This window comes from Pseudomonas sp. W3I7 (genome assembly GCF_030816095.1).
In the GTDB taxonomy this organism is placed as follows: domain Bacteria; phylum Pseudomonadota; class Gammaproteobacteria; order Pseudomonadales; family Pseudomonadaceae; genus Aquipseudomonas; species Aquipseudomonas salomonii.
Genome location: NZ_JAUSXP010000001.1, coordinates 3,021,840 through 3,043,793, shown reverse-complemented (window position 1 = coordinate 3,043,793; position 21,954 = coordinate 3,021,840). Strand labels below are relative to the sequence as shown.

The following is a 21,954-nucleotide window of genomic DNA, read 5'->3' as shown; positions in this document are numbered from 1 at the left end:
GTTTGTTATTTAATCTTCCCTCTCGGGATCGACTTAAACACTGAGCAATGTCTTTTTCTGTTGTAATTGTTTATACCGGAGTTTAGCGTGTTTAATCGCCAGATAAAGAATGCTCTTTTTGCCTGCCAAGAGGAACTGTCCCTATCGCTCGGTACAGTTGCCGGTATCGAAGCGGTTTTTCTTTCAATACGTGTCGATGGTGCTGGTCGGATTATCTCGGCCAACCATCGATTTGCGCAAACGCTGGGATACTCGCTGGAACAGCTTTCAAATATGGCAATGAGTAACATTAACGCGGAACCGCAGAATGATTTTGCACCCAACCTGTGCGCCATCCAACGGCAACGCTATCGTGCCTCCGACGGCCGTGCTGTGACACTCAATGTAGGTTGGATCGCTGCAGCGAACCGGACGTTTCAAGGCTACGGCATGGTTGCACCACCTCTGGCGCAAGACGAACAGGAGGTCATCGAAATGTTCAACGCACTGAACCGCTCGATGGCGATGATTCAGTTCAGTCTCGCGGGTGAGGTCATTTACGCCAACGAATCGTTCGTCCAGGCCATGGGTTATAGCCTTGCGGAGATACAGGGCAAGCATCACCGCCTGTTCTGCCTGGGGGAGGACGTGGCGTCGGCGCATTACGCCGAGTTCTGGAAGAGTCTGAACAATGGCGTGTTTAACGCTGGTCGCTTTCGCCGGGTAGATAAAAGCGGAAAAGTGGTGTGGCTAGAGGCCACTTACAATCCCATCAGAGACGCTTCCGGTCGGGTTTATAAAATTGCCAAATTCGCCAGTGTAGTGACCGAGCAAGTTGAAAAAGCCGACCAAATCAAACAAGCAGCGACCATGGCTTACGACGTGTCGCTAGATACCGATGTAAAAGCTAACCGAGGTATGGAATTGGTCGCCGACTCCGTACTTGGAACACAGAATATCGCCCAACAGATGGCCTTGGTGACCGACAGCATGACCGCGCTTGAATCGCAGTCGCAGTTGATCGGTTCCATCGTCGACACGATTGGCGCCATTGCCACCCAGACTAATCTTTTGGCGCTTAACGCCGCTATCGAAGCTGCACGCGCTGGAGTGCATGGGCGAGGATTCGCTGTCGTGGCGGATGAAGTGCGCAAGCTCGCCGGCCGTACCAGTGCAGCCACGCGGGAGATTAACGGCGTGGTCAGGCAAAACCGAGAATTGGCTGGCGCAGCAGCGTTGCATGTCCAGTGCAGCAGAGACCAAGCCGACGTTTTATTGGAACTGTCCGAACAGGCAGGTATGGCGATGGTGGCTATCCAGTCAGGCGCAAAGCAAGTCGTGAAAGCCATTGGCAGAGTCACCAGCGACCTGCATTGAATGCTCTATCTGCGTCGCGGTAACGCCTCTTCGTTGATGGTGAAAGCAATATGAAAGTTTTTGCGTGCAGTCTTTTCCGATTGATAACAGGAGTATAGATGCCGAAATACACTTAAGTCATTGGTCAGGTATTGCCCACACGTTCACGTCACATTTTGGCCGTTTCGGAAAAGGAGTTTAGGGATGCCGGCGATTTTCAAAATCCGACCAAGAATGCGAACGCTGCTGTCACCAGCGGTTACCAAGATTGAAATGGCAGGAATTGTTTCCTGGCTTTGCGTTTTGCTGATTGAGCCTGCGACAACGTTAAATCTACCGAACCTATTGGTCACAACATTGTTGTTTGTTATTTGGTACGTCCATCGCGTAGTTGCTGATTTCCGCATATGGAGAATGCTCGGCGGCGTCTATATATTGATTTTGTCACTCGGCTTTGCATATGTGATTGACACCAATGTGCAGTTACGCGTCTTTACGCTGCCCCTTGCTGTGATCATCGTGGTAAGCAGTGCTATCTTATTCGTCACAGTTCAGGACTATCTTCTTTCTACATTACTGGTCTGGATGCTGATGTGGCCCACTTTGGACGTTGGCCTTTACCGGGAACTGGAAGTTTATGTGGTAATTTTTTGCGTTGCTTCCATGTCCATTGGTTTTACTCTTAGCTTTACCTTTTTAAGAAGCATGCGGTCGGTATTGTTGGTCGAAAGTGAGTTCAGGACATTGGCGGAGACAGATTTTCTCACCTCCTTACTTAACCGGCGGGCCTTTATAGAGACCTTCAAAAAGATATTGGCTGAAGGTCACAGCGGCTACTTCATAATGTTGGACATTGATGACTTTAAATTAAAAAATGATCAGTACGGTCACGATGTCGGTGACAAGATTTTGTGTGCCATGGCCGGGTGCCTGAAAACCACCGCTGGCAGCCACAGTGTCGGACGGATTGGAGGTGAGGAGTTCGGTGTCTTGTTGTTGGGCGAAAATGATGCGGTTGCTAATGAATATGCGTTGCGCCTGCTGGCCAACATCCGTAGCAGCGTATTGCCTCCGCATCAATTCACTTGCAGCGCGGGCGTCGCGCCGTTCCGAGCGACATCGGACATGTCAGCGGTGCTCAAATGCGCCGACAGCAATATGTATAAAGCCAAGCATGATGGTAAGGATCGGGTGTTTCAGGATGGAAGGCAGGTCAAACCGCTACTTCCTGTAACTACGTAATTAAGGTTTGACTGGAGGACGTCTGTGAAAATCGTTTTCGAAGAAATCGAATCTCCCCCTTGCTGCTTGCTTACGCTGGGCACCTTCACTTTGATGTTCCATAACCGTTCTGAGGCTGAAAGCTTTCTGAAGCTTATTAAGGGATGAAATACATCGCTTAGCCCCCATCGCTGAGCGTCTGCTTTTGGCCGATTGCTGTGTCTCTGGGGGAGTACACTTGCAACGGAATAGACAGCCCAGTTTTACTCACAGGGCTGTCGTTGGCTGGCGGCTACTTCGCTTGCTCGATCAGCGGCGATTTCCATTTTCCGGACAGCAGTTCCGGTTTCGGCCAGTAGTAGCGCATCGTGACCATGAATGGCCCGTTTGGCGCCGGCAGCCAGTTCGCCTCTTTGTCTTTGCCCGGGGACTCGTGCTGGATGTACAGGGTGAGTCCGCCATCGCCATCCTTGGTCAGGTTCGGCAGCATTGGCGAGTTGATCAGATAGCGGTTGATCGCATTGTCCACGAGCAGTTGTTTTGGCAGATCGTACATCGTCAACGACCAGAATGCTTCCACTGGTGGTTGCTGACCCTTCGCGAATCTCAGTGTGTACTTGTGTTGACTGCCATCAAGGGACTGACCAGAAGCGTCCTTGTCGTAGATGGGGTACATCGCCTCTTCACGCGAGTTCGCGCCAATGCCCATTTGGGTACCTGTGGCGCGGACGACATAGTTGTTCTTCAGATATTCTCTGGTGCCGAATAGGGTGTCTGTTTTACCGCCCAACGAGTTGCGTAACTGATCGATTTCTTTCTGGCCGTCTTGCATACCCGCCACCAGCGCAGCTTGCTGCTCCTGCGACAGTTTCGAGGCGTTGAACGGTTTTCCCGGTTCGATACCGATCTCGGTGAAACGCTTACGCAACACAGCCTCACTCGGATGGATCGGGGCGAATTGCAGCAGGAAGGCGAACTGGTTGAAAAACTCCGGGGATGTGCGTTCGACGGCAGGCGTTATCGGTTTGATCCAGTTCACCTCAGCCGCCGCTTTTGGGGCAGGTTTGTTCTGGAATGCGGAGAGGGTTTGAACCTTGTAGTTGGCCTGAATTTTTTTAACGTCATCCAGGTCGGCTGGATTGAACAACTGAGTACGGCCCACCACCGAAACCATTTCCGTTTCGGCCTTGATGACTTTGTCCACGCCTTTAGGTTTTTCACCTTCCCAGTTGGGCCCGGCGATCATGTATGTGCCGCCTTGGTTGCCAGTGGAACGGCTGCCAATATACGCAAAGTTGAAGCTGTAGAGATCCATCAACTGGAATACGAAGTACCGATTCTTCTCCATCGGCGGGACACTGATGATCACCGGTTCTGCTCGCAGGTCCAGGCCTACGAACGAGTAGGGCGTATCAGAGTTCGGGGTGACGAACGCGGTATCTGCCGGGGTAAAAACCCGGGAGACGTTGAGGATGCTATTGAACGGGCCCTTATACTGCGGGTTGGTTTTATCAACCGAGAACGCATACATGACCCGGTAGGTATCCACCATCGGTGTGCCGAAAACATAGGCGTCCTTGGCGATGCTCCGGGTCTCTTCCACGCTTACTGCAGCGTTGGCCTCGATGGGTACGGCAATCATCATGGTCGCTAACAGTGATGTAGCAAACAACACTTTTTTCAGCATGTACGACGCTCCCTGATTCCATGGCGGCAGTCTTGACTTTCATCTACCAAGCTTAAGCATCGTAGGTGCGAACTCGTGGATCGTCCACGCGCCCCCACTCATCTCATAGAAACTCGGGTACTTTTCGTACCCAAAAGATATGAACGTTTCCTTTTGGCCGATTGTAGCCTGTTGCGGAGGGCTGCGTTCGTCCCAGGCGTGCCGTTGACGAAAAGACAGCGAGCGTCTCGGGATGAATAACAGAGCGGTAAAGCGGCGAGTGTGCACTTCAGAATCAACTTGAGTTTCGATTCCTACCACGGGGCCGTTGAAAGTTAATCTCTTTCCATTTTAAGAAACGGATTATCGAGTGGCATAACTTCAAAAAATAGCTTGGGATCCTCAATCAAGTAGCCCTTCAAAGTCGTTTTCTTCCTAGGACCTTGCACTTTGCACGCCCAGATGTTCAAACCATCAACTTGCTTCCTGTGGACCTTCAGCTTCTCAAACTGCTTCTGCACCCAACGCCATTCTTCGATGTCTTGGCAGGCGCCCTGAGAGATACCGGGGAATTCCTGCGTATAGCGTTGAAAGAGACCAGGCGTGACCAGAAATACGCTCCCTTCCACCGTGTGGATTTTAGCCTTGCTGTCGTTGATGATCAGCTTGTGGCTGAGAATGCCTTTCTTGACCCAATTCAGGAATGCCTGGCCTGGGTTATCCGATGGAGTCGTTGAAGTTTCGACAGCGCTTTCTGAGGGGGCATCACGGGCCTCAGGCTCCTCCAACTCGAACATGTTCAGCAGCGTGCCTAGGTAGTCGGTATCCTCTAGCACCATGGGATCCGGCTGCGGTTGGCTTTGGTCTGACCTTGTACTAACTGCCTCAGGCGCTGATGTTGGTACCGGGGCGTCAGTTAAGTGTTCATGAGCCGCAATGCTCACGGTTCCGCTAAATGCATCAGGCCGGTCTTCGTTTCCCCAAATCAATGCCGGTTGAAGGCGCAGAAAGGTGAAGGTCTGCTGCCAGTTTCCCTGTGCCACGAGCGCAGTCCAGATAGCTTTGCCTTCTGGTGTAGACTCGACCAGCCCATGCGATTGCAGTTCGTCGAACACGGCAATGTTGGACGTGGGGATGTCCTCAATCGATTGTGCCAGTAGATAAGCTCGCAGCTTGTCGGTGACCGTCTTGCTGACCAGCCAGAGGGCGTCCTGGGTCAGCCATCCCGCGGCACCCGGCTGGTTGAGTTTCAGCTCGTGCTGAACCAGATGACGCAGTCCGCCGATCAAGTGATGTTGCAGCGAATGAATCGGTGCTTGTAGCGCCTTGCTCGGATTGCCACCGATGTTCTGCGCGGTAGAGACGCGGTCGGCCTGAATGACCAACTCGCCCAGCACACCGGCACGCTCGTACTGACCCGCCAGGACATACAGCAAGCTGGCCCACAGCGACGGAAATCCACTGAGCCAATCCAAGATCGGGCGGTCGAGAATCTGGGTGTAGAGCAAGCCTGCAGCGGCTCCGTGCAGGTGGTAGTCGCGACTTTTGAGGTAGCGAAAACGGTAGGGCTGATCCAGGGGACCCTGCCAGGGGTGCCAATGACGGCCATCCTGGCGTTCAACCAGCAGGTCCACGGCGATCTTGCCGATGTCATGCAGCAGAGCGCCATAGGCGATGCCGGCTGACCAGGCATCAGTCTGGGCGGCCTGGTCTTCGGGCGCGGCGCCACTGGGTAGTAGATAGGACTGGCGCAATTTTAGACTACAGGCGACCAGCTCAAGGCCATGGTCGAGCATGCCGCCGAGGTACGCATGATGGTGCGTCTCGCTGGCCGGGAGTTGCTGGACCAGTTCGGCATAGCTATGGATCGGATTTAAATAGAGCTGGATGAACTGCGCGTGGGAGAGGGCGGTGTACTGCCAGATGCGATCGAGCAGCTGGCGGCGGTGCTCCGCGGCTAACAAGTTGTGAGCCGACTCGATGGACAGGTAACCTTCGGCGACGTTGACGGTCGGTGGCGGAGGGGGCTTCTGCCTTTTGCGGCGAAACAGGCTGAGCATCGTGACCTCCGGAAAGTGGCTGGGTCAGTGGCCTTTTAGCCTTTTCGGATAGAGCTCTTACCCTTGAGTCCCCATTCCCTTCCAACCCTTACCCGTCCTTTTGGCTCGTGTCCCTTTGGATGGCAATCGGAATATGGATACGGCTACGCATCGTTTTGTTGGGGCTAGTACGGCAAAGACAAGAGCCGGTACACTGCGGTGCCTATTTTTTGGGTCTCGCCATGAACCTCACTGACGCCACGCTCGTGCTGCTGCTCGCCGCACGTATCCATGGAACCGACGAAGCTGTCAGGGCCTCGGCGAAGAGCGTGGTCAAGAAGTTACCGCGCGGCAAACGCGATCTGATCTATAAAGTGATCGACAGTCGGAGTCCGCTCGAGCTCGTGGATTATCTGGCGCAGAACCTGGATGCGGAATGAAAGGTTGCGGGTGTGTGCCAATCCCTGACTGTTTGAATTAGAGCCCCGCGGCAGGGGGATTTCTGGACGCACAAAAAAGGCCCAACTCGCGCTGGGCCCTTTGATGCGATTGCGGTGGTGAGGTAATGATCAAACTCCATCGTTCATACATCGTGAATCATCCATTACCATCTGCTTCCGTTGCTGCTCCAGGTTGAGCACAAACTCCGAGGCGCTTCGGGCCTGACCACTGGCGCGAAAGATCGCGCGTTTGTCAGCCTTGAGCAGGCTGAGCCAGGAGTCGATGTAGCCCTCGTGTCGCAACTCTCCCTTTATACCGGCGTAAGCACATAAAAAAGCGGCACCCATTTCGGCGATCAACTCCTCAAACGCGTAGCCTGGCGAGCCGAATGGGCAGTCTGACGTCACGCCTTCGCGCTGCAACCGAGCGTGATGCCCGGTCCAGTGCGTCAGCTCGTGCAGTGCGGTGGCGTAATACCCGCCTTCATCGTGAAATTGTGCTTTTGTTGGCAGTTGGATGAGATCCCTGATCGGGTGGTAAAAAGCTTCGTCGGCAGGCCGATGAACGATGTGTGCACCTGAACTTAACAGCAGATTTTCCGCGGCGCTGTTGGGCTGGAAGGGGTCACTCTTTTCCGTCTCGAGCAGGGTGTCATTGGGCATTTCGAGCCCCTCCGTTTGCTCGATGTTGAACAGAAAATGTGTCCTGAGAATGCCGAAGTGAGTGACATTGGGCTGACCGTTTTCATCGAGTACGGGTTGGCCTGACTCGGTCTGTTCCTCGCGCTCCATCCGCTTGTAGAGCACCGCCAGAGTGCTGTGCTCACCCTTACGAATGTGCCCGCCAGCTTTTTTGGCTTGATTGAACGTCAGCCAACGATCTTGAGTGAACCCCTGCAACCTGGCCTCGGCCCAGAGCAGCGGCAAATTGATGCCCGAATACGGATGTCGCGTGATGGCGTTGATGGGGTAGGGTTGATGACCGATGTCAACTGAGCCACTTGAGGACCAGGGTTTGATCCAGGGAACAACGCCTTGGTCTAACGCGGTAACGATCTTGTCTGTCACGTTTTGGTAGATATCGCGCATGGCAATTTCCTCGGGAGAAAAACGGAGGAACGCCTTGCCCGTCGGGGTAGGGTTCCCCGGTTGGGTCATGGATTGGATTGATGCACGTCTTGCATGCCGTCCAAATGTGGAGGGGCGCCGCCAATTGCGCTTAGCGCTGAAGTTCTCCTGCAAGCGCTATCAGCAAGGCGTCAGGCTGACCCGCTTCTTGGAGTAGACTCAGACTCAATTGCAGCAATGGCTCGTGGGCTAAGTGATCGGTTGGTTCACTGTGGATTACCTCGAACAGCACGTAGGGCTTGTGTGGATAGGCCAGGTGGGCTTCGAAGGCTGCGCGCAATACGTGGCTCAACCGATCGACCTGCAGCTTCTCAGCGTGATCGGATTGCTCGAGCAGTACTGCGTGCAGCCACGCGCCAGGGGTAAACACAATGGGTAACCAAAGAGTGTTCAGTGTTTCCGGTGTAAGTGGATCGGGCATGGCATGTCTCCGTCGAAAGCGCGAAGAAACCTGTCCCGTGCGGAGAAAGATTTCCCCGCAGTGGGTTGAAGAAAATTAAGAGGGCTTACCTCGCGAGCAGAGCTCAAAAGGCGCTCATAAGAGCAGTAGGCGTTCATCACCGTAGAAACGGTCACTGTGCGAGCCACCGAACGCTAATCGCACTTGGGGGGAACCATCATTGAAGTGACGTAGCCTTGAAGGTTCTGGCTACCTGGGAAAGTGCTGTTGATAACAGCTATCCGCACCTTGTATTTAGCCGGACGATTTATCTGGGTCAACCACTGTAGAGACGCTGTTTCACGGAGCTAGTCTTCTGGCTTCCAATGAGGATTTTTCGACCGGGGAAACTGATAAACGGTCAGGCATGGGCCGTTTTCGGTAGTAGGCTATTCCTCTAGGCTCAACCATGAAACGCTCAGAAGAGGGCGAGACCATGCCGACTCAACAACCTGTTCAGAATTCACGTGCCCACCGCTGGGCGTATGCCTGTGGTCTGTCGGTGAAGCGTGGTCACCGTAGGTTGAAAACTTTTGAATCCCACGTGGTCGAGCGTGCGAAGTCCGCAGGTGTGCCCGCAGGTAAATTTCTTATTCGCGGGAGTTTTCTGACTGCTAAGTTCGCTCTGTTCGGAGCATTTCTTTTTGTCAGCTTCTGGTTGTTTATGCTGATGTGCACAATTGTCGTATTAGCATCTATCCCATTTCAGGATTCAGACACTCCAGATAGTGACGATCTCGATGATCCAATGCATAGAACGTCTTGGCCTGAGCGTTACGATAAATGGGGTTCTCTGAAGTAGGCTCTTAGTTATTTTGAGCTCGATTTACCCGAAACAATTCTTGCACCGCTCATCAACTGAGAGGTCCCGTTAGAGCTCGCTGTCTGTGCTGCGTGGGTTCCCCTGCTGAGCATTCCTTCTACGCCTGAACCTACGCTATATCCGGCCCAACTCATTGCCCCGAGAAACAGCATCGGCAGTACGATGAACATCGCCCCCATCACATACTCAATTACCTGTGCCGTAACTGTCCCATCCATGAAGCCGGATGTGGGCAGTGATAGCAGCATCTGATTGGACGCCGAAACCTGGTTGTACAGCGTATCGAGCATGCTGGAGTCGACCCAGCGGGCCAGTTCCCACCAGAAGGTCAACATGTGAAGCGTGAACAGTGCGAATGTCACCGTCATGACGGTCTTCAACTGATAGGTACTGACCAGCAGAATCAGCGGCAGGCTGATGATGACGCCCATGATCAGGAAGGCCTGCACCATCGGCAGTGCAGCACGTAGCGCATTCATCGCCGGGAAGTTGCTGAAGGAGCCGAGGGCCAACCCGGTATTGGTGGCGAGGTTGTTGAGCCCCTGATTGATCGAGCCGCCACGAGCGCTGGAGCCATAGTCTTGGTACACCTGTCCGGGCGACATGGACATCGATTGCTGGCGCGGGCTGACCAGCTCACGCAGGGTAGCATCCTCGATCTCGTTGCTCGAACGGCCAGACAACCAGCCTTTCAGCTGAGTCAGCAGCGAGGGATCGACCTGCTCGATCAAACGTTCGCGTAACCCGATACCATCATCATTCCACCACTGCTTGCAAGTGGGGTAGCCCGCGCCATTCTCCAGCCGCGGTAAGGAAACATCGCGGCTTTCGTCATACGGCCAGCTGACTCGCGGTGTGCGTGAACGATCAGTATCGTAGTAGCCGGGCGTGTCGAGAAAATAGCTTGAGCCGATCCAGGACGCATCGTGACTTTGTGCCTTGTCTAACTGCGGGCGGTTGGTGAACAGCCGAGAGCGGGAATAGCCATAACAGTCGCGGGTGAAGTCAGCGACTTCCTGCAGCAGGACCTGACTGTCGATGCGCGAACTATCGATCTCCATGCGCATCTGCCGGATATCCGGTGCGCAGGGAATAGAAGCGGCTGCTGCGGCGGTCACGCCTTTGCTCAAGGCATGCACCAGAAACCACCAGATCGGTACGTTGGCGGAGCGTTCGCCGATAGTATTGAAGGTCTCCCCCCAGGCGGTTTCCGCCGGCTTGGCCACACTCACGCCGCAGCGCTGACTCGCCGCATCGTCGAACGCCATTGAGGCGAGGCTCAACGGAAAGACTGGCGCGCAGCCGAACAACACAACGATGTAGGCCAGCCACAACCTGTTCTCGATCCGTGGTACCGAGAGCAGTCCCTTGTTACCTTCATCTGCGCCTTGCTGACGGGCTGACAACCACTCTTGCAAGATGATCGCGCCGAAGGGCGCGGCGAACAGCCCGGTATCGGACAGGATGCTCCAGAGGCCGTTGTTGATGATCCAGGCCAGCAGGGAGAGGTAAAACTCCAGGTAGCTGTTGGTGCTCATGAGCATGGTGGTGACCTCACAGTCGGGTGAACTCGACGCAGGTAAAGAGCACGAGTCCTAATGCCCCGATGCGTTTCACGCGCAGTCGATTCTGTGGTCGATGTCGGTAGCGTCGAAGCAGATCCCACCAGAGTGCAAAGAGGGCTCCGTAGAGCAGGGCACGCCACCACCGCAGATAAGGTTTTGCGGATTCGAATGCCTGCTGCCAGGCCTCGAGGCTACCCAGCGCAGTGTGGCCGATCCAGGCGACCAGTGCGGCGGTCAGGACCATCGCCGCAGCAATTCCCAGACTCGAAAGCAAAGTGAGTAGTGGTGAGCGTTTCATGGCTCACTTACGCCGGGCGTCAGCGTCATTGAGTCGACCGGGCTCGGGGTCGCCTTGCTCGACGGTACGCGAAGCATCGGCACCACCGGCATGCCGATCGAGCACCAGGCTGGCGGTGTTGGTGGCCAACATCTGCCGGACCTGCAGTTCGGTCTGCAGCAGGCGTATCTCGCGCTCCAGAGCGTCGATGTTTTTCGTCAAGGCGGTTTGGGCCGGCTCGGCGGAGGCGATGTTCGGTTCGTGACCGCCTGCCAGCAGGGTACGCAATAGCAATAACGCTTTGTCGAGTACGCTGGACAAGGCCGTCTCACTGGCCAGGCGCCGTGCCAACAGATCCTGGTCGGGATCGTCGCGCAGGGCTTCAACCACACCACGAGTCACCGGCAGCATCGGGCTGGAGGCTTTCGCCAGGTTGTCAGGGGTAGGCGGCAGAGAGCCAGAAAACAGCCCTTGCAGGGCCTTGAGGCGCTCGTTATAGGCCTCCTGGATCAGCGGCGTCAGTCCGCTGCCAGCGGTCGCACGCAGAGTTTCGCAGCTGTCGCAGGTCGCGACTTCGCTCTCGCCCAACACCCGAACAGCCCAGTCGGACTCCTCTTGGGGCGAAGCCCATGTCTGACAAATAGCCCCTCCCAGGCAATCACTGCTACTGATCGAGGCACTGTCATCCACCGTACGGTTATGCAGCAGATTATAGCCTGCGCGGACCACGTCGGCGGTCACCCGAATGGGCGTCTGTCCGTTACCTCCGGCCTCCGAACCGCCGACCCAGGACACCCCATTGTTGCCGTTATGGGCCTCGGTGTTTTTCACCGCTGCCACCGCATCACCGCCGGTTTGCTCCAGATTGCCCTGCATCTCCTGGTTTTTGGCCAGCGCACCCCAGCCGGCTTGACCGACCTTATCCGCCATCTTTTCGGCCATGGCCTGGCAGGTCAGTTTGGAGCGATCGAAGTCGATACGACCTTGCATCACCCCGTTACTGAGCAACTCATAGAGGCCGGGGTTGGCGCGCTGGATGATCAACGCCGGCAGCGACATCACCGCTTGGGTCGCGTTTTGCACAATGCTGCCCATGATCTGCTGGAAACCTTCGGTGACGCCGTTCAGTTGGTTTTGCAGGGTGTTGGTGAGGCTCATGTTTCCGCACATCATGTTCGCTCGCCATGACCCGCCGACACCGAGACCACTGGGTCGGTAGAGCGAACTCGGAGAGCCGACTGCCGAGCCGCCACCAATGGTGTACATCACTCGGTCGTCGAGTACTTCGCCTTGAGTGCCCAGGCGGTAATCGCCCTCGGCGGCGTGGGCATGAGTGGCCATGGCGAGCAGTCCACAGAGCAACAGACTCATCACACACAACCATGGTCGCGTGAAAAACCGACTCACGACGTGCCTCCTTCGAAGTCGATGCTGAACAGAAAGGTCTGCCCCTCACGTTTGCAGCAGCTATAGGGACGCCACAGCGACCAGGCGTAGCCGCCATTCGCGCTCTGGACTGGATCGCTGGGGAAGATGGCGCACGTGGGCTGCACCTGGGGGTAGAGCAATTGCCATTTGTGGGTCGAAGCGTCGTTTTCAACGATCGGGCCAGGCGGCCAGTAGCCGTCGCGTTTGGCGGGCGTGAGTGGTACATACACATGCGGCTGCCAGTTGTTGGTAATCACATCGCCGGCGCGTTGCGCCATGACTGCGGCCGCCTTGAAATCGTCGGGCTGTACCAGAAAGCCCTGCCGGGGATAAACGTTGCCCCACATGTTTCCCGAGGCCTGACGACCAACTTCACGGATCCCCGGCATGAGCGATTCGGGGTAGAAACTTTCTGGGATGCCATGGCGCCAGGCCAGTGAGTCCAGGGTACTCAGGTAGTAAGGCATTAATGCCGTGGCGCCGCTGGCGCAGGCATAGCCGGATTGCGAGGCCAATTGCGTGGCGGCCCATCCGCCCGGGTGACCGATGCCGTCAACGTTTTTGAAACGAGGCAGGTTATCGCGCTGTGTGTTCGGCGTGATCAGGTTACCGCCACCTTCCGCACCGCTGATGGGAGAGGAGAGGGTGGCCATCTCGGTCCAGGGGTTATTGCCGGTGGTGGCGTAGCTCGAGACCACCAACTCAGGAATGAAATGACGAACCTTGGTCGAGGTTTTGACTGCGCAGCCGAAGGGCGTGCAGAGCAGCCAGAAACAAATGCCGACGACCCTGTATTCGAGACAATTTGGCGAAAGCACGGAGGAGGTGATGCTGGCGGTGTCCAGCGCCATGCTCGGGTCGCACGCCAGCAGGACGCTCAGCGCCAAGGGCCGTAGCTTTGTGGGCGGGATTGACGAGCGGGCAACAGGCATGATCCAGGCTCTCGGTGTATGCCTGGGCAGGTTCGGTTAGGGACTGAAGACTGTCAGTGGAAATTATGAAGGCGGATCTATCGGGTTTGCGAGACGTGAGACTATTATTTGACGTGAAGGGCGCTGCGCAGGATATCGGGTTCCACAAGTAACTGATCTGCGGTAATTTCGAGAATATTGGCGAGCTTGCACAGGACCAACAGCGACGGATTGCCCGTGCATCGTTCGATTTGACTGACGTAGGTGCGATCCACCTCGGCCATGAGCGCGAGCTGCTCTTGGGTCAGGTTTTTCACACGTCGCATCCAGCGGATGTTTTCCGCCAGCTGCAGACGAAGCTGTTCGTAGTCTTGAGTCATGCGCGCAAATTGCGCCTTGAGGGACTCTCAATCCACGGGATATAGTCTACATTGGTATTGATCTAGGCTATTTGATGCTCATGCCTGTTATTGAGCGTTCATTTGGTACCGTTAAGCTTTTCGAGTTTGGATTCCACTGCTAACAATAAATCAGAAATCTAGGGTGTGTATGGACGAAAACTACATTTCAATTCCTGCGGCGGATGGTTGCCCAAGTCTTCTGACACCTTGGGGCAAAGAGTTTGTTTCGATGATCGAGCGTGGCGTGCAATGCGCTCAGGCTTGGCTTGATACGCCCGGCGAGATTCCCCTGTGGTGGGAGCTGGCGCAAACCCGCAAGTCCTTTCCTGTCGGTGACTGCCAGGATGCTTTTGAAGCAGGTTTTTTATTGAGGATTCAGCAGCGGCTTCGTGGCGTGTCACAGTAACTATTGTTGCTCATGGCGATTTCGACTTGACCCCCCTTTTGCATCAATCAGACCACATTGGGACAGACAAATGATTGCAGCGATAGAGCTATTGTCTGTCTAGTTGAGGTGTATTGGTCCAAATACTGAAAAGCTTGGTGGGGAGTCGCGCTTTCCTTAGTTGGGTGCTGCGCCAAGGGTGGTGCTTGCCTCCAATGCCGCCAGTCGTGCATCGAGCGTGAAAATCTCTTGAAAGGTATGGTTCCAGACGCCATTCCTCTAGACTGGGGGCTGACAGAAGTAGCTTTCGCCCTGTTACAAACAGGTTTACGTAGCTAAGATTCTGATTAAGTGCAGATTCTGCACGCTCTGAGAACGTGGAGCGCGATATGAAAGCCAAACGAGTGTTGAGTGACGATCTGGTGAGCCGACTGGAGGATAAGATCCCGGTTATGGCTGAAGGCGCCATCAATACCGCCTATATCAACGCGCTGGCGGCCGGGCGCAGTGTGATGGAGGTTATGAACGGCATGCTTGTTGAAACGACTGCCGACGGTAAGCACAAGGTCATTCGGGTGGCTAAACCCAAGCACAAAGTGACTTTGGGTGGCGTAATCAAGGTGCGCCGCTGCTCATGACGGTTCCTCGGTTGAGGGTTTTTGCTGGACCCAATGGCTCCGGCAAGAGCACGATGAAAAGTGCCATCCCTTCCCACCTGATTGGTATCTACATTAACCCGGATGAAATCGAGAAGGCTGCCAAAGAGAGCGGCCGTCTGGAGTTCAGAGATTTTCAACTGGAAGCTGAAGGTGATGAGGTCCTCAGTTTCATTAGGGAGCATCGGCTGGTCAAGTCCGCCGGGCTCGATGAGGAGTCCGCCAAAATAGGCTTTAGCAGCAATGGTCTGAATTTCCAGACGGTCGCGATGAACTCCTATTTTGCCTCCGTGCTCTCTGACTTCATCCGGAACAAGCTTCTCGAAGAGCAGTTGTCTTTCACCTTCGAAACGGTAATGTCCAGCGACGACAAAATCGCTTTTATGCTCAAGGCGAGAGAGTCTGGATATCGAACCTACCTTTACTTTGTGGCAACTGAAGACCCTGACATCAATATCAACAGGGTCAGGAACCGTGTTGCAGCAGGTGGGCATCCAGTTCCCACAGAGAAAATTGTTCAGCGTTATGGCCGTTGTCTGAGCCTGCTGCCTGCGGCTATTGCCGCTTCGAGCCGGGCCTACATCTTCGATAACTCCGGTGCCGACCTCGTGCTGCTTGCCGAAGTTACGGATGGAACTGACCTGGAATTCAGGGTTGACGAGGTCCCCGGCTGGTTCATGGATGCCTACGTTGAAAAAGTGCTCAATGGCGAGCTGCCGGGTTGATCAACATCGGATGCGCTTTCCCTCTTTTTATTGGCTCTATTCCACGCGCCTGATCAATACGCTCAGCTACTCGATAGGCAGCTTCCAACTCCGAGCAGTCGTGCTCTTTCATCAATGTCCAGCGTTCTGCCTTTTCTTCAGGTTCCGTCATGGCAAGGGCGAGGTAGAGGCTCGGTGGGACCGCTCGGAATAACGTTTCGAGCTTTTTCGACAGCACGACCCCCTCAGTGTATTTACCCGGCTCTTTACTGGCGGAGAGCAGCAAGGCTTTCTGTGCCGGCGTGAGCTTCTTGAAGCGTGCGATTTCCTCGATCTCCGCGGGCGGCATGTTCAAACAAATCCACCATTCGATCATGTTGAGCATGGTCTGCGCAGCAGTGGGAAAGTCGGCAAGGTTTTGCGTCGCCATCCAGAACCAAGCGCCGAGCTTGCGCCACATCTTCGTCCCCTTGACCACGAAGGGCGCCAGCAGCGGGTTTTTGGTGATGATATGACCTTCGTCGGTGACCATGATGATCGGCCTCCCTAGGTACTGGTCGCGTTCGGCGAGGTTGTTCACGGTGTTCATCAGGCTTATGTAGCTAATGGACATCTGTGCCTCATAGCCTTCGCGAGCGTAAGTGGCCAGATCGACAACGGTCACATCGCTCTCGGGCCAAGGCGTGCCCTCGCGATCGAACAGTTCACCCTCGAAACCCTGGCAAAACAGGTCGATGGACTCGCCCATTTCCTGGGCACGCTCGCGACGCTTCTCCGGCAAATGCGGGTCGGCGGCGACGCGTAGCAAGGCATCGCGCACGTCGCGAGTCAGCACTCGACGGCCCGCGGTGACGCAGGTTTGCGCGGCATCGAGAATGCACTCGCGGATCAAGCTGCGATCGGCTCGGCTCAGGCGTGCCTCTTCCTTGGCCTCGCCGCCGGTGATCATCAGCCGGGCGGTGATTTCCAATTCGCCGAGAATGTCGCGCTGGTTTTCGCGACTGGCTACCACCTCATCGTCAAGCTCATCGATCGACAGACTCGCCACCTGATCCGGCTGCTCGACTAGGCGCCAGGCATCGGCGAACGGGGCGAGACTGACCGAGCCGCCAGGTTTCAATTGGACCTTATTGACCGACAGGCCCTGTGTCGCGAAGTAGTCTCCCTGCAAGCCGAATGAGTTACCGGCCTCGACGATAAAAAGGCGAGGACGGTACACCGCCATGACCTGCATCAGCAGGGTGACCAGGGTGGCCGACTTGCCGGCACCGGTGGGGCCGAACAACAGCAGATGACCATTCATAGCCCGGTCCAGGCGTGACAACGGATCGAAACTTAACGGCGAGCCGCCACGATTGTACAGAGTTATACCTGGGTGGCCGGTACCGGTGCTGCGGCCCCAGACTGGAACCATGTTCGCCAGGTGCTGGGCGAACATCAGGCGGGTGTACCAGTTACGCGTGTCGCGGGCCGGGTTGTAAACCATCGGCAACCACCGCAGGTAGCTGTTGCAGGCCGCGACCTCGTCGCCTTCGCGCACCGGCTGCAGACCCGCACCTAACAGTGCGTTAGCAAGGCTGACCGAGCGCTGGTGCAACTGCTGTTCATCACGACCGCGAACATAGAACGCCAGCGTTCCCCGGTACAGCTTGTGCTGACGACCGATGATCGCGCGGGCTTCTTCAACATCCTGACGGGTCTGGGTCGAGGCCAGATTTTCACCGATGGCTTTGCGCGCCAGTCGGTTTAACTGGTCCTCGAGCACATCCTGCGGTTTGACCACCAAGGTCAGGCTCATCACCGTACCTTCAGGCAACTGGTCGAATAACGCGTTCACTGCATCGCCCTTACGGGTTTCTCCGGTGAGTTGACCAATCAAGGGCGCCCGGCGCAGCTTGTCCACCACAATCATCCGGTGGGGTTGATCGTCGAAAAACCAAAGCCCATGCTGCACATCCGAACGCGGTTCGTTGAAGAACAGCCGTTCGGCAAAGTCATGATCGAAGGGCAGTTCCAGCGACTCGCCCTCGCCAGACTCCGGATAGGCCACGCGGCGGTAGAAATCCTCGGGCGCTTCATCGGTGAGCCTGGGTGCCGGATTGAACCAGGGCAACAACCAGACATACAAACCTCGGCCATCGACTCGCGTCGATTGCACCCCGCACGCCTGCAACGAAGCAGCGATACGTTCGCAAGCCTGTTGCAGGGATTGCACCGGGGTGAGTCCCGTCTCCTCGCCGTCAGACTCAAGCCAGCGATAGACCACCAGGCGCACCCGGCGGTTGTTTCCGAGCCAGGGCAGGCGCGTGACTGCCTTGTCCTCGAACAGACCGCCGGGCTTGGCGATGGCCTTCAGATGTCGGCGAGTAAGTTCCAGGTATGCTTCGGTGAACACCGTACCTCGCGCGCTGTCCTGAATATAATCGGTGAGCCGGGTCAGGTAGGGGGTGAAGTCGCTGTCGTCCTGGCAGAAAAACTGCGCCACCCAAGGCGCTTGATCCAGCTCGTCAAAGCTATCCTGCAGGGCATCCTCAAGGGCATCGCGGGCCGCCATCAACCAATCGGGCTCGCGCCCTTCAGTGCCGATGGGCAGTAACTCGAACACCGCACCTACTGAGCGATTGTCATCGAGAAGGAAACACTGCTCGGTGTCGAGGTATTCGACCCAAGGCAGGTGATCGGTGAAGCTGGGGTTGTGCGCATAGAGTATGGCTTCATCGGCCAAGGTTGCGCGAGGGCGCAATGGGTTGCGCCAGGTTTTCCACTCGTGAGCGCCGGTTCGCATCACAAGTCTTCCTGACGTTCACCGGGCAGTGCGTACTGCACGCGCTGGTAAAACGGAAAGACGGTCGAGTAACCCGGGACCGGTGCCTGCTCGGTGCCGCTCAGATGCGGATACACGTACAGCACTAGATCGGGATTAGCAAGGCGAGGGAACAAATTATGGATCTCGTTCGCCGCGGTGCGCGTGTACGGTTCCTGGAGCGCCGCGGAGAAATCTGCCTGGGCCAGCGGACGGCGTAACAGTTGCCGAGCATCCAGCAGTTGCTGCTGAGTGCCTTGTGAGCCGGCTCCGTTCCAGATGTCCAGCATGGTTTGCTCGCCATGGGGCAGAAGCGTCTCCTTGTCGGTGGAACACCCCGCCAGGACTAAGCAAAGCAAGCTAGTCCAGATCAGGCAGGGAGGCATGGTCTTTTTCATGGCGAACGCTCCGGCCCTTGGGCTCGTAGTCGATGGTGATTTCATGGTCGAGGTGCAGTGCGACCTGTGCCGCCGGTGGCACGTACACGGCGGCAAAGGCTTCGCCATACAGCTTGTTGACCCACTCGCGGATGTCGCTGACCCCACCACTGAGAATTGAATTCAGTGCGCTATTGCCACTGCTGCTGGCGACCCCGAAGGCAGTACCGCCCGAACTGATCACGCTGCTGTTGTTCTGCTCATTCCCGAGCAAGGCAGCGACACCGGCGCCGGCCGCAGTGATCAGGCTCTGGCTACCGAGGTATTGTTGGGCGTTCGAGCGGCGCTCGCCGGCAATGCAAGGAATGCCATACGGATCGGACAGGTAACCGAGCCCGCCACGGATCTTGTCGGTGTTCGAGCTCTGGGTGGTGGAGGCAGTGCGGCTGGCTATCGCCTTCGGCTGAGGCACCGTGCGGATGGTGCCATCGGTAAACACAAAGGTAATTGACTCGACCTGTCCGCGTACGCAGGACAGGGTCCAGTCACCGGACGCCGTGCCGCTCATCACGGCCCCCGCGACGTCCGGCAGGTCGATGCCGTTGGCGGTCAGGTTCTCCGGGCCGACCAGCACCTTGAAGGGATAGGGGTCATTCACGGTGCCGTCCACCGGGACTCGGCCGATCAGCGCGGTCATGGCGACCGAGCCCATCAGCGTGGCGTTTTCGGGGAACGTGTAGACCGGCTTCGCGCCTTCGGTACGATCAACGGATCGCGTCAGGTCGCGCTCACCCTTGGTAACTGCACGTAGCTGTTTCTGGCTGCGATCAATCGCGTTGTCTTTCAAGCCTTCCAGAGAGTTGAAAGCGGTAGGCAGGCTCAGTGCGGAGGAAGTCGTGGTTTTGCCTCTGGCGTCGGCGGACGGAGCATCCGAGGGTTCAATCCACTGCAGCGCATCATTGGTAGAGTGTCGCCCTTCGAACTGAGCGCCGTCGCCGGGCTCAAGCCCCAATCCGATCGGCATGTCCTTGCTTTTGCCAGTCAGCCCCGACAACTGTTCCTGCAATTGCGTCAGCAGGCCGCGAGCCTGACGACTGTCTTGTTCCGCTTTGAGTCGGGCCTCGTTGGCTTGGCGGCGGCCTTCGTCGACCTGCTGGGTCACACTGCCAAGCGCGGTCTGGATACGCGAATCGACACTGTTTTCCCGCTCGCGTAAGCGGTTGTTTTCCGTCTGCAGTGAGTCATTGTGTTTCTTCAAACCGAGCATGTCGCTGCGCATGGCCTTCACCTGGCCGACCAGCGTGGCGACCGTGTCGCGTGGGGTATCGCCCGCAATGCCGAGCGACTTGGCTTGCTCGGCGGATAATTGAATATTGCCCTGATCAACTGGGTGCTCTGGAGAAGGTGTGCTGCCACCCGGGACCCAGGTTTTCAGGATGATCAGCACCACGCCCAGCAGCGCAGCCGGTACCAGACATTTGAGCAAGGCGTTAGCTTTCATCGTCAGCACCTCGCGCAACGGGCGGGAGCAGCACGGCTTGCTCGAGGCCGGCACCGCGGGTGACAAGGTAGGCGATCGTCGTGTCTTCAGCGCTGCCGACAGGCCCGAGGAAAGCATGCTGGAAGGCCGCGGCGAACAGCTTGGCCTGAAGTCGACGTGGATCGAGTTGCACCGTCTCTGAACCACGATTGCGCAATTTCACCGCCGTCACCCAGTAATCACCGAGTCGCCAGACGGCGATGGGTGTGCTGGACACGTTTTCGTTCGGCAGCAGGTTCGGCAGTTCGGTGCACAGCTTGAGCGGGACGCGGCGTACACCGGGCAGGGACTTCACGGTGCGCAGCGGCGCGTACAGGCTTTGCGCGGCGTAGCGCGTCAAAGCGACCGGGATCGGTGTACGTTCTGGAACCGGGACGGTGTTGGGTTCAGCCTCGGTAGTTTGCACCTGAGCATTCTTGAGAATACGCACGGGCTCCAGCGGTTGATCGCCAGGCGTGGCCGCGATATCCAGCAGGATGATCTCGCCCGTCGTGACTGATTGCAGTTGCAGGCGGGTCGGGGCAATGGCTTCCGACGCGCGCAGGTACAGCGTGCCGCCGGTTGATTGCACGCGCAGCTTGCCGGTCAGGGCTGAGGGCACCCCAACTCGAACATCCTCATCGACAAAGACCACCCGTTCCTGATTGATCACCAGTGGGACCGAGAGGGGTAGGCGTTCCCAGTGCATCAACTCGACGGCCTGTGCTGCTGCTCCCCATACCATCAGTGCGATGGTGAGTCTCAGGGTAGACATCCGCTTCATGGCTCACCTCCAGGCAGGGAGATTTTTTGCGGAGTGCCCTGATAACAATCCAGTGCCAGCCCCCACTTATTGCGTTCGGGGTCCAGATCAAAGCGCACCACGCGTAATGGATAACGCACTACCACCCGTTTCACCGGTTCGGCGGCGTAATACTCATCAGCGTTGAGGTCGAGGGTGACCAGCCAGCTGTCGCGATCGAGTTGCTTGACCCTGAGATCCGGATCTTCGCTGTAACCTCGGCCCAGAATTTCGTAGACCCCACGCACCCGCTGGCGCAGTTCGCCGGCGGCCTTGCGGTACTCGTAGTCGCCATCGAGGAAGGCCTTGCAGGAGGGTGTCAGGTACGACTGCAAGCCATAGATGGCGCGGCGATAGTCCTGCTCTCCATCTGAGGGCCAGCGGTTGAGCTGACCAAAGATGTACAGGGCAAAGGCATACACATTCTCTGAGGGGATATCCCACCACTTGCGAGTGCTGCCCGAGCGCAGATCCGGGGGGACATGCACGGTCAGATCGGTCGGTGCCGAGCGCCAGCCGTACCAGAGTCCGGCACAGAGCAGGGCGAGGACCACTACTGCCAGACGCAGGCTGAAGATATGGGCCTGTTGCGCGTCTACCTTGTTCCGAAATCGGCTCATGGTTGCCACCGGGACAGGGCAGGGCGCATTCGACGTGAACGACGAACCGTCCAGGCTCCGGAGTGGAGAATTAAACTTCCGCGCCCCAGGCGCCAACGGCTGGCCAGTACCCATTCGAGCTCGCGGTACAACCAGGTCTCGGGGCGCGCCCGTTTGGCTCGACGTATTAGCGTGCCACCGGCAAATAACACCAGCGCCATGCTTGCGATCATGCTGGTCGGCGCCACGGCAATGGAGGCGGTGGCGATCGCCAGAGGAACACCCAACACCAGGCCAACGAGTGCGCCGGTACCGAGCGCCACCCACATCTCATCATTGGTCAAACCGCGTAATACGGCAGGATCACGATTGAGCCGTTCGGGTAGAAAGACCAAGGTGCCGTCGGCAAGGCGTTCGATAGTGTCGTTCATGCCAA

Annotated in this window: 21 protein-coding genes and 2 pseudogenes; 8 read left to right on the top strand and 15 right to left on the bottom strand. The window is 56.8% G+C overall.

What is annotated here, in order from left to right; translation table 11 throughout:
- Positions 1-87: 87 nt before the first annotated feature.
- From QF043_RS30795 to QF043_RS14215, 3 genes and pseudogenes are all read left to right on the top strand, one after another.
- A pseudogene (locus QF043_RS30795) lies at positions 88-807 on the top strand (PAS domain-containing protein); the annotation flags it as partial.
- Between the two features lie 183 nt (positions 808-990).
- Positions 991-1,356, top strand: a pseudogene (locus QF043_RS30790) (methyl-accepting chemotaxis protein); the annotation flags it as partial.
- Positions 1,357-1,539: 183 nt separating this feature from the next.
- Positions 1,540-2,577, top strand: coding sequence for a GGDEF domain-containing protein (locus tag QF043_RS14215; RefSeq protein WP_307418999.1), 1,038 nt, complete (start codon positions 1,540-1,542; stop codon positions 2,575-2,577).
- Positions 2,578-2,848: 271 nt separating this feature from the next.
- Here the strand turns inward: QF043_RS14215 and QF043_RS14210 are convergent, their stop codons facing one another.
- Complete coding sequence (locus QF043_RS14210; protein ID WP_307418998.1) at positions 2,849-4,243, bottom strand: DUF1254 domain-containing protein; 1,395 nt, start codon at positions 4,241-4,243, stop codon at positions 2,849-2,851.
- 314 nt (positions 4,244-4,557) lie between these two features.
- On the bottom strand, positions 4,558-6,282 hold the full coding sequence (gene mobH / locus QF043_RS14205) for a MobH family relaxase (RefSeq protein ID WP_307418997.1): 1,725 nt from the start codon (positions 6,280-6,282) through the stop codon (positions 4,558-4,560).
- A 221-nt stretch (positions 6,283-6,503) separates the two neighbouring features.
- On the opposite strand from mobH, the gene QF043_RS14200 reads away from it, so the two are divergent.
- Positions 6,504-6,701 (top strand): hypothetical protein, encoded by a 198-nt coding sequence (locus QF043_RS14200; protein WP_307418995.1) that lies wholly within the window; start codon positions 6,504-6,506, stop codon positions 6,699-6,701.
- A 129-nt stretch (positions 6,702-6,830) separates the two neighbouring features.
- Here QF043_RS14200 and QF043_RS14195 read toward each other — a convergent pair whose 3' ends face one another.
- A complete protein-coding gene (locus QF043_RS14195; RefSeq protein WP_307418993.1) occupies positions 6,831-7,790 on the bottom strand; it encodes an ArdC family protein in 960 nt (319 codons plus the stop codon).
- A gap of 130 nt (positions 7,791-7,920) precedes the next feature.
- The gene (locus tag QF043_RS14190) at positions 7,921-8,250 is read right to left on the bottom strand and encodes a hypothetical protein (RefSeq protein WP_307418992.1); all 330 of its coding nucleotides are present in this window, start codon (positions 8,248-8,250) and stop codon (positions 7,921-7,923) included.
- A 427-nt stretch (positions 8,251-8,677) separates the two neighbouring features.
- On the opposite strand from QF043_RS14190, the gene QF043_RS14185 reads away from it, so the two are divergent.
- Entirely contained in the window at positions 8,678-9,070 is a 393-nt protein-coding gene (locus QF043_RS14185) for a DUF3742 family protein (RefSeq protein ID WP_373460689.1), read from the top strand.
- An 8-nt stretch (positions 9,071-9,078) separates the two neighbouring features.
- Here the strand turns inward: QF043_RS14185 and QF043_RS14180 are convergent, their stop codons facing one another.
- From QF043_RS14180 to QF043_RS14160, 5 genes are all read right to left on the bottom strand, one after another.
- Entirely contained in the window at positions 9,079-10,635 is a 1,557-nt protein-coding gene (locus tag QF043_RS14180; protein WP_307418991.1) for a conjugal transfer protein TraG N-terminal domain-containing protein, read from the bottom strand.
- A 10-nt stretch (positions 10,636-10,645) separates the two neighbouring features.
- Complete coding sequence (locus tag QF043_RS14175; RefSeq protein WP_307418990.1) at positions 10,646-10,954, bottom strand: hypothetical protein; 309 nt, start codon at positions 10,952-10,954, stop codon at positions 10,646-10,648.
- Between the two features lie 3 nt (positions 10,955-10,957).
- Positions 10,958-12,304 (bottom strand): integrating conjugative element protein, encoded by a 1,347-nt coding sequence (locus tag QF043_RS14170; RefSeq protein ID WP_307418989.1) that lies wholly within the window; start codon positions 12,302-12,304, stop codon positions 10,958-10,960.
- Positions 12,305-12,336: 32 nt separating this feature from the next.
- On the bottom strand, positions 12,337-13,293 hold the full coding sequence (locus QF043_RS14165; protein ID WP_307418988.1) for a TIGR03756 family integrating conjugative element protein: 957 nt from the start codon (positions 13,291-13,293) through the stop codon (positions 12,337-12,339).
- A 104-nt stretch (positions 13,294-13,397) separates the two neighbouring features.
- Positions 13,398-13,652, bottom strand: coding sequence for a helix-turn-helix domain-containing protein (locus tag QF043_RS14160; RefSeq protein ID WP_307418987.1), 255 nt, complete (start codon positions 13,650-13,652; stop codon positions 13,398-13,400).
- Positions 13,653-13,821: 169 nt separating this feature from the next.
- Here QF043_RS14160 and QF043_RS14155 point away from each other — a divergent pair, with 169 nt between their 5' ends.
- The 3 genes from QF043_RS14155 to QF043_RS14145 all read left to right on the top strand — a co-directional run bounded on the left by QF043_RS14155 (position 13,822) and on the right by QF043_RS14145 (position 15,439).
- Positions 13,822-14,079 carry a LasR-specific antiactivator QslA gene (locus QF043_RS14155; protein WP_307418986.1) on the top strand — a complete coding sequence of 86 codons (258 nt, stop codon included), beginning with the start codon at positions 13,822-13,824 and terminating at the stop codon, positions 14,077-14,079.
- Between the two features lie 368 nt (positions 14,080-14,447).
- Positions 14,448-14,696 carry a hypothetical protein gene (locus tag QF043_RS14150; protein WP_020300912.1) on the top strand — a complete coding sequence of 83 codons (249 nt, stop codon included), beginning with the start codon at positions 14,448-14,450 and terminating at the stop codon, positions 14,694-14,696.
- Positions 14,693-15,439: a zeta toxin family protein gene (locus tag QF043_RS14145; RefSeq protein WP_307418985.1), complete on the top strand. Its 747-nt coding sequence runs from the start codon at positions 14,693-14,695 to the stop codon at positions 15,437-15,439. Before QF043_RS14150 ends, QF043_RS14145 begins: the two co-directional genes overlap by 4 nt.
- Here the strand turns inward: QF043_RS14145 and QF043_RS14140 are convergent.
- The 6 genes from QF043_RS14140 to QF043_RS14115 are packed head-to-tail and all read right to left on the bottom strand — an operon-like array spanning position 15,417 to position 21,949.
- The gene (locus QF043_RS14140) at positions 15,417-18,203 is read right to left on the bottom strand and encodes a conjugative transfer ATPase (RefSeq protein WP_307418984.1); all 2,787 of its coding nucleotides are present in this window, start codon (positions 18,201-18,203) and stop codon (positions 15,417-15,419) included. The two genes, QF043_RS14145 and QF043_RS14140, sit on opposite strands and share 23 nt — an antisense overlap.
- Entirely contained in the window at positions 18,203-18,619 is a 417-nt protein-coding gene (locus QF043_RS14135; RefSeq protein WP_307418983.1) for a TIGR03751 family conjugal transfer lipoprotein, read from the bottom strand. The genes QF043_RS14140 and QF043_RS14135 overlap by 1 nt, the downstream gene beginning before the upstream one ends.
- Positions 18,582-20,099 carry a TIGR03752 family integrating conjugative element protein gene (locus QF043_RS14130; protein ID WP_307418981.1) on the bottom strand — a complete coding sequence of 506 codons (1,518 nt, stop codon included), beginning with the start codon at positions 20,097-20,099 and terminating at the stop codon, positions 18,582-18,584. Before QF043_RS14130 ends, QF043_RS14135 begins: the two co-directional genes overlap by 38 nt.
- Entirely contained in the window at positions 20,089-20,901 is an 813-nt protein-coding gene (locus QF043_RS14125) for a TIGR03749 family integrating conjugative element protein (RefSeq protein ID WP_307418980.1), read from the bottom strand. Before QF043_RS14125 ends, QF043_RS14130 begins: the two co-directional genes overlap by 11 nt.
- Complete coding sequence (locus QF043_RS14120) at positions 20,898-21,539, bottom strand: PFL_4703 family integrating conjugative element protein (RefSeq protein ID WP_307418979.1); 642 nt, start codon at positions 21,537-21,539, stop codon at positions 20,898-20,900. Before QF043_RS14120 ends, QF043_RS14125 begins: the two co-directional genes overlap by 4 nt.
- Entirely contained in the window at positions 21,536-21,949 is a 414-nt protein-coding gene (locus QF043_RS14115; protein WP_307418978.1) for a TIGR03750 family conjugal transfer protein, read from the bottom strand. Before QF043_RS14115 ends, QF043_RS14120 begins: the two co-directional genes overlap by 4 nt.
- Positions 21,950-21,954: the final 5 nt, after the last annotated feature.

Coding starts and splice junctions, on each gene's coding strand:
- QF043_RS14215 (WP_307418999.1), top strand. CDS start 1,540: ATGCCGGCGATTTTCAAAATCCGACCAAGAATGCGAACGCTGCTGTCA.
- QF043_RS14210 (WP_307418998.1), bottom strand. CDS start 4,243: ATGCTGAAAAAAGTGTTGTTTGCTACATCACTGTTAGCGACCATGATG.
- mobH (WP_307418997.1), bottom strand. CDS start 6,282: ATGCTCAGCCTGTTTCGCCGCAAAAGGCAGAAGCCCCCTCCGCCACCG.
- QF043_RS14200 (WP_307418995.1), top strand. CDS start 6,504: ATGAACCTCACTGACGCCACGCTCGTGCTGCTGCTCGCCGCACGTATC.
- QF043_RS14195 (WP_307418993.1), bottom strand. CDS start 7,790: ATGCGCGATATCTACCAAAACGTGACAGACAAGATCGTTACCGCGTTA.
- QF043_RS14190 (WP_307418992.1), bottom strand. CDS start 8,250: ATGCCCGATCCACTTACACCGGAAACACTGAACACTCTTTGGTTACCC.
- QF043_RS14185 (WP_373460689.1), top strand. CDS start 8,678: ATGAAACGCTCAGAAGAGGGCGAGACCATGCCGACTCAACAACCTGTT.
- QF043_RS14180 (WP_307418991.1), bottom strand. CDS start 10,635: ATGCTCATGAGCACCAACAGCTACCTGGAGTTTTACCTCTCCCTGCTG.
- QF043_RS14175 (WP_307418990.1), bottom strand. CDS start 10,954: ATGAAACGCTCACCACTACTCACTTTGCTTTCGAGTCTGGGAATTGCT.
- QF043_RS14170 (WP_307418989.1), bottom strand. CDS start 12,304: ATGAGTCTGTTGCTCTGTGGACTGCTCGCCATGGCCACTCATGCCCAC.
- QF043_RS14165 (WP_307418988.1), bottom strand. CDS start 13,293: ATGCCTGTTGCCCGCTCGTCAATCCCGCCCACAAAGCTACGGCCCTTG.
- QF043_RS14160 (WP_307418987.1), bottom strand. CDS start 13,652: ATGACTCAAGACTACGAACAGCTTCGTCTGCAGCTGGCGGAAAACATC.
- QF043_RS14155 (WP_307418986.1), top strand. CDS start 13,822: ATGGACGAAAACTACATTTCAATTCCTGCGGCGGATGGTTGCCCAAGT.
- QF043_RS14150 (WP_020300912.1), top strand. CDS start 14,448: ATGAAAGCCAAACGAGTGTTGAGTGACGATCTGGTGAGCCGACTGGAG.
- QF043_RS14145 (WP_307418985.1), top strand. CDS start 14,693: ATGACGGTTCCTCGGTTGAGGGTTTTTGCTGGACCCAATGGCTCCGGC.
- QF043_RS14140 (WP_307418984.1), bottom strand. CDS start 18,203: ATGCGAACCGGCGCTCACGAGTGGAAAACCTGGCGCAACCCATTGCGC.
- QF043_RS14135 (WP_307418983.1), bottom strand. CDS start 18,619: ATGAAAAAGACCATGCCTCCCTGCCTGATCTGGACTAGCTTGCTTTGC.
- QF043_RS14130 (WP_307418981.1), bottom strand. CDS start 20,099: ATGAAAGCTAACGCCTTGCTCAAATGTCTGGTACCGGCTGCGCTGCTG.
- QF043_RS14125 (WP_307418980.1), bottom strand. CDS start 20,901: ATGAAGCGGATGTCTACCCTGAGACTCACCATCGCACTGATGGTATGG.
- QF043_RS14120 (WP_307418979.1), bottom strand. CDS start 21,539: ATGAGCCGATTTCGGAACAAGGTAGACGCGCAACAGGCCCATATCTTC.
- QF043_RS14115 (WP_307418978.1), bottom strand. CDS start 21,949: ATGAACGACACTATCGAACGCCTTGCCGACGGCACCTTGGTCTTTCTA.